The sequence below is a fragment of the Streptomyces sp. NPDC004752 genome, from assembly GCF_053601275.1.
The window spans coordinates 18352-28940 of the sequence record NZ_JBSGBN010000041.1 but is presented as its reverse complement, the minus strand read 5'-3'; the positions used below and the strand labels follow the sequence as shown (position 1 = coordinate 28940).

Annotated in this window: 8 protein-coding genes and 1 pseudogene; 4 read left to right on the top strand and 5 right to left on the bottom strand. The window is 72.4% G+C overall.

Features of this window, described 5'->3' with window-relative positions; all coding sequences use genetic code 11:
- Nucleotides 1-97 precede the first annotated feature (97 nt).
- A complete protein-coding gene (locus tag ACWEKM_RS19005; protein WP_451622329.1) occupies nt 98-628 on the bottom strand; it encodes a GNAT family N-acetyltransferase in 531 nt (176 codons plus the stop codon).
- A 146-nt stretch (nt 629-774) separates the two neighbouring features.
- Between ACWEKM_RS19005 and ACWEKM_RS19000 the strand changes: the two genes are divergently transcribed.
- The 3 genes from ACWEKM_RS19000 to ACWEKM_RS18990 all read left to right on the top strand — a co-directional run bounded on the left by ACWEKM_RS19000 (nt 775) and on the right by ACWEKM_RS18990 (nt 4896).
- The gene (locus ACWEKM_RS19000) at nt 775-1170 is read left to right on the top strand and encodes a nitroreductase/quinone reductase family protein (RefSeq protein ID WP_451622328.1); all 396 of its coding nucleotides are present in this window, start codon (nt 775-777) and stop codon (nt 1168-1170) included.
- 318 nt (nt 1171-1488) lie between these two features.
- The gene (locus tag ACWEKM_RS18995; RefSeq protein WP_451622327.1) at nt 1489-4449 is read left to right on the top strand and encodes an AfsR/SARP family transcriptional regulator; all 2961 of its coding nucleotides are present in this window, start codon (nt 1489-1491) and stop codon (nt 4447-4449) included.
- A 240-nt stretch (nt 4450-4689) separates the two neighbouring features.
- Complete coding sequence (locus ACWEKM_RS18990; protein ID WP_451622326.1) at nt 4690-4896, top strand: hypothetical protein; 207 nt, start codon at nt 4690-4692, stop codon at nt 4894-4896.
- A gap of 80 nt (nt 4897-4976) precedes the next feature.
- On the opposite strand, the pseudogene ACWEKM_RS18985 reads toward ACWEKM_RS18990, so the two are convergent.
- The 4 genes and pseudogenes from ACWEKM_RS18985 to ACWEKM_RS18970 all read right to left on the bottom strand — a co-directional run.
- Nucleotides 4977-5200, bottom strand: a pseudogene (locus ACWEKM_RS18985) (AMP-binding enzyme); the annotation flags it as partial.
- Between the two features lie 469 nt (nt 5201-5669).
- Nucleotides 5670-6248 (bottom strand): hypothetical protein, encoded by a 579-nt coding sequence (locus ACWEKM_RS18980; protein WP_451622325.1) that lies wholly within the window; start codon nt 6246-6248, stop codon nt 5670-5672.
- 187 nt (nt 6249-6435) lie between these two features.
- Nucleotides 6436-8781, bottom strand: coding sequence for an outer membrane protein assembly factor BamB family protein (locus ACWEKM_RS18975; RefSeq protein WP_451622324.1), 2346 nt, complete (start codon nt 8779-8781; stop codon nt 6436-6438).
- A gap of 256 nt (nt 8782-9037) precedes the next feature.
- Nucleotides 9038-9769, bottom strand: a complete 732-nt coding sequence (locus ACWEKM_RS18970) for a VOC family protein (protein ID WP_451622323.1) — start codon at nt 9767-9769, stop codon at nt 9038-9040.
- A 122-nt stretch (nt 9770-9891) separates the two neighbouring features.
- Here ACWEKM_RS18970 and ACWEKM_RS18965 point away from each other — a divergent pair, with 122 nt between their 5' ends.
- Entirely contained in the window at nt 9892-10539 is a 648-nt protein-coding gene (locus ACWEKM_RS18965; RefSeq protein ID WP_451622322.1) for a TetR family transcriptional regulator, read from the top strand.
- Nucleotides 10540-10589: the final 50 nt, after the last annotated feature.

Sequence of the window (10589 nt, the reverse complement as noted above, 5' to 3'; positions counted from 1 at the left end):
GACCCACGCTCCCCTGACCCAGATCACCGGGCGGTAATCCCCCGCAGCGGCGCCCCCGCCCACGTCGGCGACCACCGCCGCGTAGTCGGGTTCCAGGTCACGAGCGTCCTGGGTCGCCGCTGACGGCACGGGCCCAGCGCAGCTCGCCGTCCTGCCACTCGTCGGTCGGTTCCAGACCGGCAGCGGCGGCGACGGCGGCGGACGCGTGGTGCTCGGGGTGCACATGCGCGATGATCCTGCGCACCGGCCGCAGGCCGAGCCAGCCGACGAGTGCCCGGGCCGCCTCGGTGGCGATGCCCTGCCCCTGCCACGGTGTGCCCACCACCCAGGCGACCTCGGCGACCGGTCCCCCGTCGGCGGCGGTGATCGTCGCCTGGACGGTGCCCGTCAGCCGGTCCTCGGCGTGCCGCAGCACCACCCAGTTCAGCCAGGTGACGGCGGGGTCGGGGGAGCCCGCCGTCAACCGCCGGTAGCGCGAGCGCAGGTCCTGCGGGGTGGCGGGGGTGCCGCCGATGAAGGTGTGCAGGGCGGGGTCGGACAGTACGGCGGCCATCTCCTCGGCGTCCTCGACGCGCAGCGGACGCAGTTCCAGCCGGCGGGTACGGATGATCTCGGCCTCGACGCTCATGGACGTACCGTGCCATCCGTGCCATGGCGCCCACGGACGTACCGCCCCATGAGGCCCACGGACATACCGTCCCAGGAGGACCCATGGGCGTACCGTCGCAGGAAGTAGGAACCCGTTCCCGCCGCCCGACAACGTACGGAGATCCGATGTCCCGCCGACCAGAGTTGAAGCACCGCATCGTGACCCGGATTCAGCGTCATCTGGCCAATCCGCTCACCCGGCGGCTTCCGTTGCAGACCGTGCTGGAGACGACGGGCCGTACCTCCGGTCGGCCCCGGCGCACCCCGGTGGGCGGGCGGCGCGTAGGTGACTCCTTCTGGCTGGTCTCGGAGTTCGGCCTGAAGTCCCAGTACGTACGGAACATCCAGGCCGATCCCCGGGTCCGGGTCCGCATCAAGGGACGCTGGCACACCGGTACCGCGCACCTCCTCCCGGACGACGACGCCGTGGCCCGCCTGCGCGGCCTGCCCCGGCTGAACAGCGCCGCGGTGCGGACCTTCGGCACGGACCTGCTGACGGTGCGGGTGGACCTGACGCGCTGAGCGGGCGACGCATGGATGATCTCCGGGGAATGGATGATCTCCGGGGAGGGGACTGCGGCTCGGGTCTCCATGACGCCCACGGCAGCAGCGAACTGATGGTCCGCCAGCTGCCCACGTCCGTCAACTGTCCATCAGCCGTCCGTCAACTCCAGTGCGGGCGACCGAACCCGCGAAGACCATGCGGAAATATGCGAAGAAGGCGTGAGGAAATCGCGGACTCCCGCGCGCTCCTGTGATCGCCGTCTCGCACGGCTGACGCATCCGCCCGGTACAAGGCAAACTGACGTAGTTGTTCGGGATGCCTAGGGGGACGAACGCATGGACGGTGGACCGCGAGTGCCGGAGCAGCGGCGTCCCGGCTCCTCGGCGCAGGAGCCGGCGGCGCTGCGCTTCAGCGTGCTCGGTCCGGTGCGCGCCTGGCACGGCGGGGAGCCGCTCAGCACCGGCTCCCCGCAGCAGCGCGCCCTGCTCGCCGCCCTGCTGCTGCGCGAGGGCAGGACGGCGACCGCGCCGGAGCTGATCGACGCGCTCTGGGGCACCGAGCCGCCCCAGCAAGCCCTCGCCGCCGTACGGACGTACGCCTCGCGCCTGCGCAAGGCGCTCGGCCCCGGCGTCCTGGTCAGCGAGTCGGGCGGCTACGCGGTGCGCGGCCTCGGCGAGGGCGCCCTGGACCTGGCGACGGCGCAGGATCTCGTGACGGAGGCGGAGAAGGCCCGCACCGCAGGCGACCTGTGCCATGCGCGGGACGTACTCAACCGGGCGCTGGCACTGTGGGACGGCGAGCCGCTCGCGGGCGTGCCCGGGCCGTACGCCGACGCACAGCGGGTACGGCTCGACGAGTGGCGGCTGCAACTCCTCGAAACCCGCCTCGACATGGACCTGGAACAGGGCTGCCATGCGGAGGCGGTGTCGGAGCTGACGGCGCTGACCGCGGCGCACCCCCTGCGTGAACGGCTGCGCGAGCTGCTGATGCTGGCGCTCTACCGCAGCGGCCGGCAGGCCGAGGCGCTCGCCGTGTACGCCGACACCCGGCGGCTGCTCGCCGAGGAGCTGGGCGTCGACCCGCGCCCCGGTCTGCGCGCCCTCCAGCAGCGCATCCTCCAGGCGGACCCGGCCCTCGCCGAACCCTCCGCGCCCCTCGCCGAGCCCCCTCCGGTCCCGGTCCGCCCCGCCCAACTCCCGGCCACCGTGCCCGACTTCACCGGACGTGCCGCCTTCGTCACCGAGCTGAGCCAGATCCTCACCTCCGCCACGGAGGCCGAGGGCCGGGTGATGGCCGTATCGGCGCTCGCCGGGATCGGCGGCGTCGGAAAGACCACCCTGGCCGTGCATGTGGCCCACCAGTCCCGGGCCGCCTTCCCCGACGGGCATCTGTACGTCGACCTACAGGGCGCCGGGCCGCGCGCGGCGGAACCGGAGACGGTCCTCGGCTCGTTCCTCCGGGCGCTCGGCACGGCGGACACGGCCATCCCCGACTCGCTGGAGGACCGGGCCGCGCTGTACCGGTCGGTGCTGGACGGCCGGCGGGTCCTGGTGCTCCTGGACAACGCCCGCGACGCGGCGCAGGTACGGCCGCTGCTGCCCGGCACGGAGGGCTGCGCCGCGCTGGTCACCTCGCGCGTCCGGATGGTGGACCTGGCCGGTGCCCACCTGGTGGACCTGGACGTGATGTCCCCGGACGAGGCGCTGTCCCTGTTCACGAAGATCGTCGGGGCGGAGCGGGTCGCCGCGGAACGGGAGGCGGCGCTGGATGTCGTGGCGGCCTGCGGCTTCCTGCCCCTGGCGATCCGGATCGCCGCCTCCCGGCTGGCCTCCCGGCGCACCTGGACGGTGTCCGTCCTCGCGGCGAAGCTGGCGGACGAACGGCGCCGGCTGGACGAGTTGCAGGCCGGTGACCTCGCGGTCAAGGCGACGTTCGAGCTGGGCTACGGCCAGTTGGAGCCGTCCCAGGCCCGGGCCTTTCGCCTGCTGGGCCTGGCGGACGGGCCGGACATCTCGCTCGCCGCGGCGGCGGCCGTGCTGGACCTGCCGCCGGAGGCGACCGAGGACCTGCTGGAATCCCTGGTGGACACCTCCCTGCTGGAGTCCGCGGCCCCCGGCCGCTACCGCTTCCACGACCTGGTCCGCCTGTATGCCCGCGCCTGCGCGGAACGCGACGAGCATCCGCCGGGCGAACGGGACGCGGCGCTGTCGCGGTTGCTGGACTTCTACCTGGCGTCGACGGCGCAGGTGTACGCGATCGAGCAGCCCCGGGACCGGCTGGTCGACGACCTGGAACCCACACGCCATCCCGGGCTGAGTTTCACCGAGGGGGCGGCGGCCCTCGACTGGTTGTACACGGAGGCCGGGCCGCTGCTGGCCTGCGTACGGCAGGCGGCGGGAACCGGGAGGCTGCGCCGGGCGGTCGATCTGCTGTGGGTGGCCAAGGACCTGACCGAGTCGGGGGCCAGCTCGTATCAGTACGAGATGACGGCCAGGGCCACCTGTGAGGCCACCCGGGCCATGGGCGACGAACGGGCCGAGGGCAGGGCCCGTACGGTCCTCAGCGATGTGCTGCTGGTCTCCGGTCGTATCGAGCAGTCGGAGGACGAGGCCCGCGTCGCCATGGAACTCGCGGAGGCCGAGCGGGACGCGACCGCCGTCAGCTGGGTGGCCAACAACCGGGGCCTCATCTGTCTGCACCAGAGCCGGTTCGCCGACGGCAAGGTCTTCTTCGACCAGGCGCTCGAAGGGCTGCGGGCGGCGGGGAACCGGCCGTTCGAAGCCACCGTCCTGGGCAATCTGTCCCGTGCCTACCTGGGCATGGGTGATACCGCCCAGGCGGTCGAGATCGCCCAACGCGGCCTCGCGGCACACAGTGAGATCGGCCGCTCGGTGCGACTCGCCAACAGTCGGTTCGCGCTGGGGGTCGCCCTGAACCAAGCCGGCCGTCATGCCGAGGCGCTCGACGAGTTCGCCGAGGCCCTGCGCATCTTCAACGACCACCGGCAGCGGCTGTGGGAGGGCGTGACCAATTTCCGCATCGCACAGGTGCATCTCGCCAGGCATCGCCCCGCGCAGGCGGCCCAGCACGCGGAACAGGCGCTCGCCCTGGGCTGCATCGGCGGTGACCGGATGCGGGGGAACGTCCTGACGCTTTTGGGACAGGCGCTGGGCGCGTTGGGGCAGGTGGACCGGGCCAGGGCCTGTTGGCGTGAGGCGCTCAACCTCTACGAACAGTGCGGCGCGCAGGAGGCCGACATCGTGCGCCTGCTCCTCGCACCCGCCTCCGCGGCCTGACCGATGCGCTTCTCCCCGGCCTGATCGATGCGCTTCTCCCCGGTAGATCATCGGCGTTCAGCGTTCGTTTATCGCCACCCGGCATCCTCGTTCCTGTCAGACCGTCGCGTCGGGGGGCAGGCGGCCTGACGTGGAGCCCGACCGGTTAATCTGCGGCTCCGAGCGCCCGTCCGGCAGCCCTCGGGGGAGCTTCCGGACGGGCGTTCCTCACTCGTCACCGAACAAGAGGAACTCAGGCCCATGAGCGACCAGAAGAAGGACGCGACCGTCTCGGCGAAGAACAACGCGATGCCCAGGCCGCCCGCCGAGGTTGCCGAGGACGAGGCGATCACCACACTCAACAACGCCATGCCCACGCCGCCCGCCAAGGTTGCCGAGGACGAGGCCGTCACGACACTCAACAACGCCATGCCCGCGCCGCCCGCGCTGGACCTGGACGGCAAGTAGATCTGCCTGCAGACGGGGATCGGCCGCGGCGGCGCGGAGGGGAGCCGCCGCGGCCGAGGCGCGTCAAGTCGGCCCCGGTGCACCGTCCTTGGGACCTTGTAATCAGCCATCGCCCGGCGCGACCAGGCGATCAGGTCGTCGGCGGTCAACAGGACGCCGGGGCGGCGGACCACGAACGCCTTGCCGGCCTCGCCGCGCGCGGATCGAAGACGCCGATCACCACCGCGTCGGCCATGTCCGGGTGCCGGGCGAGGAGTTGCTCGATCTCGGCCGGGTAGGCGTTGAAGCCGCCGACGATGAGTATGGATGAACATGGCTGACCGTGGCTGATGGGCACCGCCGAGCGAATCTCCGCGCGGCGCGCCGCTTCCGCGCCCACGAACCTCGGACTGGTCTCCGAACTGACCGGGCACGGCGGGGCGTTGGCCACCGCGCGGGCCCGCGCCGCCGCCATGGCCGGGTATCCGGCCGAGGCCGTGCACGGTATCCGGCCGAGCCGTGCAGGGTATCCGGCCGAGCCGTACAGGGGACGGTGCGCGCGCTGTGGACCGCCCGGGAGGGCGCGCCGGCCCAGGAGTTCGCCCCGGGCCCCGCACCTCGTCTCTCTTGGGGAACCTGCCCACGCACCGCCAGGCGGAGCTGTTCGCCGCCCGCCGCACCGGGGATTTCCGTACCCGGTGAGCGGCGACCGGGCCGCGAGCGGCCGAGCGGCGGACGGCCGGGTCAGCCGACAGCCGGGACGGCCGGGTCAGCCGACGGCCGGGGCCGACGGGTCAGCCGACGGCCGGGGCCGACGGGTCCAGGTCGCACCGGCCGACCCGGGCCGCACGGGCGGAGCCGCCGACGTACACCTTCACCGTGGCGGTATCGAGCGCGGCCACATCGACCTCCTGGACCTCGGAGGCGATCCGGCCGCCGCGTGCGTCCTCGAAGTCGACGGTGACGGCGAACGTCCCGCCCGTGCTGTTGGGGTTCTCGACCTCGACGGTCGCGTACGGCGCCTTCTTCGTCGCGCAGCTCACCAGCCTCGCCGTCGCGTCCGCCCGGCCAGGCCCGCTCGTACCGGCGCCGCCACTGCCGTAACTGTCATCGGTGCCGTAACCGTCGTCGGTGCCGTAGCCGGTGTCGTCATCGTCGTCATCGTCGTGGTACGTGTCCCGGTACGAACCGGAGCCGCCGGACGAGGACGACGACGTGTCGTGATCCTGACTGGAACTGCTGCAACCGCCGCCGTCCCCGCCGCCGCCGTGGTGATGGCCACGGCCGTGACGTCCCGTCGAGAATCCGGTCAGCGACAGCATGACCAGCACCGACACCGCCGTGAGTTTGAGTGTGTGCCCCCGCGCGTACATGCCGCCACCCTAGCCACCCACCTGTCACGACCACGTCACAACTAGCCGACCACCCCGCACCCGACAGCAAGCCCCCGCCCGAACGGGGCGCAGGGAACCGTCCCGAAAAGGGGCGCGGGGAACCTCGCGATGAGCCACAACGCACCGCAAGACGAACAACAACCCATTCACGCCCCCAAGCGGAGCGTCACGCGCGGGCGGTGCCCGTGCCCTTCTCCGCGTCCAGGGCGTAGACGCAGCGGTCCTTGCTGCACGCGTACACCACCCCGTCCGTCACCACCGGGGAGCCGGTGATCTCGCCGCCGGTGGCCAGCTTCCAGCGCAGCCGGCCGTCGTCGGCCTTGAGCGTGTACAGCAGGTGGTCGGTGGAGCCGAAGTGGATCCGGCCCTCGGCGACCGCCGGGGAGCCGACGATGTCGCCGCCCGCCTGGAACCGCCACTTGGGGGTGCCGGTGACGGCGTCCAGGGTGTACAGGCCCTTGCCGCTGCCGACGTGGACATGGCCCGCGGCGACCAGCACCGGCTCGATCGAGGCCCGGGCCTCGGTGGCGATGCGCCAGCGGTCGCGGCCGTCTGCGGCATCGAGGGCGTAGACGGTGCCCAGATAGTCGGCCAGATAGATGCCGCCGCCGGTGACGGCGGGGCCGGGGACGAAGGCCGGCGGGCACAGGAAGACCGCCGGGGCCTCGAAGTGCCAGCGCACCAGGCCGCTCGCCACGTCGATGGCGAGGACGCGGGAGCCCGCGCAGACATACACACAGCCGTCGGGGGCGTGGGCCAGCCGCACCGGCACCATGCCGCAGGAGGCGGCGTCGCCGATCGGGTACGTCCAGCGTTCCTCGCCGGTGCGGGCCTCCAGGGCACGCAGCCGGGCGTCCTGCCAGACGAACACGGTGTTGTCGTGGACGGCAGGCCCGGCCTCGGGGGATTCGAAGTCGGTCTGGCAGCCGGAGATCTCCCACAGCTTCTGGCCGCCGGCCGCCTCCCATGCCTGGGCGCCGCCGCCGCGGGTGCCGGTGACGACCGTGCCCCGGTCGGCCTGCAGGGAGTACACCCAGGCGTCCGTGGACAGCCGCCACAGGTCGCTGCCCTCGCGGGCGTCCAGGGCGAACAGGGTGGGGCCGTCGGAGGCGTGGATACGGCCGTCCGCGACCGCCATCGACCAGGCCACGTCCCGGGTCTTGAAGCGGCGTCGGCCGGTGGCCACGTCGAGGGCGTGCACCTCGAAGGAGGTGACGTGGACGAGGCCGTCGGCGACGGAGGGGGTGCCCCAGACGTCGTTGGACATGCGGAACCGCCAGGGGCGCCAGCCCGCCGCCGTCTCCGGGGGCGCGGGCGGGGCCGCCGGTACGGCGGGGTCGGCGCCGTTGACCCCGGGGCGGGGGCGGGACCAGTTGGCGACCAGGCCGGCCTCCGGCGGGGGCGCCTTGACCGCGGCGGCGCGGGCGTCGGCGACGCGTGGGCCGGGCCCGATGGGTACCTGGGCACCGGCCAGCCGGACCGGTCCGCCGTCGGGGGCGCCGACCGGGACCGGGGGCGCGGGGATCATCGGGTCGTGCCCGGGCGGGGGCGGCACCGCGGGTCCGGTGGGCCGGCCGGTGCTGCGCGGGCCGACGGGCGGCGGCTTGACCGCGGGGCGCCCGCCGCGACGGGTCTCGATGAGGGCGACGGCCTTCTCGGGCAGCCAGGCGGAGGCGGTGCCGCTGTCGTCGGAGCCCGAGCCGAACAGGTGCGGGGCGAGCTGGGCCTGGAGGTCCGCCGGGTTGGGACGGCCGGTGGCCTCCATCTGCATGAGGGACTCGATCAGCGGGCGCAGCTCGTCCGGCAGCCCCTCCAGGTCCGGGCCCTCACGCAGCAGCATGAACACGGTCTCGACGGGGTTGGCGCCGTGGAAGGGCGGATGTCCGGTGGCGGCGAAGACGAGCATCGACCCGAGCGAGAAGACATCGCTGGCGCCCGTGACGCTGCGCGAGTCCTTGGCCTGCTCCGGGGACATGTAGGCGGGCGTGCCGACGGCGACGTTCGTCATCGTCAGACGGGTGTTCGAGACGCCGGAGGCGATGCCGAAGTCGATGACACGGGGGCCGTCCTCGACGACGAGCACATTGGACGGCTTGAGGTCGCGGTGCACGAGCCCGGCGCCGTGGATGGACTGCAGCGCCTCGGCGACGCCCGCGGCGAGCCAGCGCACCGCCTGGGCCGGCAGCGGCCCACAGTCGTTCACTATCTCTTCCAGGGACGGCGCGGGAACGTACGCCGTGGCCAGCCAGGGCACCGCGGCCCGCGGGTCGGCGTCGACGACCGCGGCGGTGTAGAAGCCGGAGACCGCGCGCGCCGCCTCCACCTCGCGGGTGAAACGGACCCGGAACAGCTGGTCCTCGGCGAGCTCCGTGCGGACCGTCTTGATCGCCACGCGGCGTCCGGACGCCGAGCGCGCGAGATAGACCAGCCCCATGCCGCCGGCACCCAGCCGTCCCAGCACCTCGAACGGCCCGATCCGCCGTGGGTCGTGCTGCGTCAGCTGATCCACCACTTGCCTGCCACCTCCCCGTACGAGCCGCGCCACCTCCATCGGCACGCGGGCCCAGTGCAGCGTCTCACCACCGCACCGCCGAGGCGGCACGCACCCTGATTCTTCCTGCCACGGGCACAGGTTGCGAACCCGACGACATTAAGGGCGTCTCATGACAAGTAAGACATTCCATCGATATGTCGACGCCACAGCGGTGCTGACGCATCAGTACTGCTCAGTACTGCCACATCGGTGCTGAGGCATCGGTGCTGACGCATCAGCGCTCCAGCAGCGCGAAGGACGCCCCCTGATTGTCCGTGACGACGGCCACACGTCCATACGACGCGTCGAAGGACGGCGCCTGCACCCGCCCGCCGAGCCGTTGCACCGTATCCAGGGCCTGCTCGCAGTCGGCGACCAGGAAGTGGACGAGGAAGTGGGGCGGCATCTCGGCCGCGAAGACGTCGGAGACGGGGGCACGGCCGAAGTCCGGCTCGGCGTCGGCGCCGAACAGGGCGTCGCGGAAGAGGCTCCCGTAGAAGGCGTTGGCGGCCTCGGTGTCCCGGGTGTACAGCTCGGCCCAGCCGAAGGTGCCGACCTCGTGCCGGCGCCCGAACCCGGGGTGGTCGTCGGCCTGCCACAGGCCGAAGACGGCGCCCTCCGGGTCGACGGCCAGGGCGGCCGTGCCCAGGTCGTCGACGGGCACCGGGTCCGTGACGATCTGCCCGCCGGCCGCGCGGATGCGTCCGCACAGCGCCCGGGCGTCGGGGGTCGCGAAGTACACCGTCCAGACGGTGGGCATCCGGCCGTCCGCCTTGTGCGTGAGCGCCGCCACCGGCGAGCCGCCCTTGCGCGCCCACACGGCGGCCCCGGAGCCGGGAACCTCCTCGTCGAAGGTCCATCCGAACAGCTCACCGTAGAACCGCCGGCCCGCCGCCACGTCGGGAAGCTGCGCGTCCACCCAGCACGGGACGCCCTCTCCGTACACCGATGCCCTGTTTTCGGCCATGCCGCCAAAATAACCGGACCGCGCGCACCCCGCAGACCAGGCACGTCACCCTCCGTACCGCCATGCACCCCATTTGCAGTCGGCCGAATCGCGCTCCCCTCACCCCTCGGTAAGCTGACGGCATGACAGGACAAGTGCGTACCGTCGACGGCCGCGTGGCCGGTCGGCGTGGGCAGGCGACCCGGCAGAAGCTGCTCGACTGCCTCAGCGAGATGCTCAGCTCCTCCCCCTACCGGGACGTCAAGGTCATCGATGTCGCCCGGAAAGCGGGCACTTCGCCCGCGACCTTCTACCAGTACTTCCCGGACGTCGAAGGTGCCGTCCTGGAGATCGCCGAGCAAATGGCCGCCGAGGGCGCCGGGTTGACCGAGCTACTGGCGGGACGGACCTGGACCGGCAAGGCCGGCTGGCAGACCGCGCAGGAACTCGTGGACGGATTCCTGGAGTTCTGGCGCAGGAACGACGCGATCCTGCGGGTCGTGGACCTCGGTGCCGCCGAGGGGGACAAGCGGTTCTACAAGCTCCGCATGAAGATCCTCAACTCGGTGAACACCTCCCTCTCCGAGTCCATCGCCGAACTCCAGGCGAAGGGCCGGGTCGACAAGGACGTCAATCCCGCCGCCGTTGCGGGCTCGCTGGTCACGATGCTCGCCGCTGCGGCCTCGCACCAGAAGGGCTTCCAGTCCTGGGGCGTCAAACAGGCCGAACTCAAGCCGAATCTGGCGCTGTTGGTCCATCTGGGCGTGACCGGTAGGAAGCCGACGAAGTAGGCGGCTCCATTGGCGCGTTCAGTTTCCGGGCACCCCAAGTCCTGTCATGC

Excerpts from the sequence above, each read along its gene's own strand:
- ACWEKM_RS19005 (WP_451622329.1), bottom strand. The coding sequence starts at position 628 with ATGAGCGTCGAGGCCGAGATCATCCGTACCCGCCGGCTGGAACTGCGT.
- ACWEKM_RS19000 (WP_451622328.1), top strand. The coding sequence starts at position 775 with ATGTCCCGCCGACCAGAGTTGAAGCACCGCATCGTGACCCGGATTCAG.
- ACWEKM_RS18995 (WP_451622327.1), top strand. The coding sequence starts at position 1,489 with ATGGACGGTGGACCGCGAGTGCCGGAGCAGCGGCGTCCCGGCTCCTCG.
- ACWEKM_RS18990 (WP_451622326.1), top strand. The coding sequence starts at position 4,690 with ATGAGCGACCAGAAGAAGGACGCGACCGTCTCGGCGAAGAACAACGCG.
- ACWEKM_RS18980 (WP_451622325.1), bottom strand. The coding sequence starts at position 6,248 with ATGTACGCGCGGGGGCACACACTCAAACTCACGGCGGTGTCGGTGCTG.
- ACWEKM_RS18970 (WP_451622323.1), bottom strand. The coding sequence starts at position 9,769 with ATGGCCGAAAACAGGGCATCGGTGTACGGAGAGGGCGTCCCGTGCTGG.
- ACWEKM_RS18965 (WP_451622322.1), top strand. The coding sequence starts at position 9,892 with ATGACAGGACAAGTGCGTACCGTCGACGGCCGCGTGGCCGGTCGGCGT.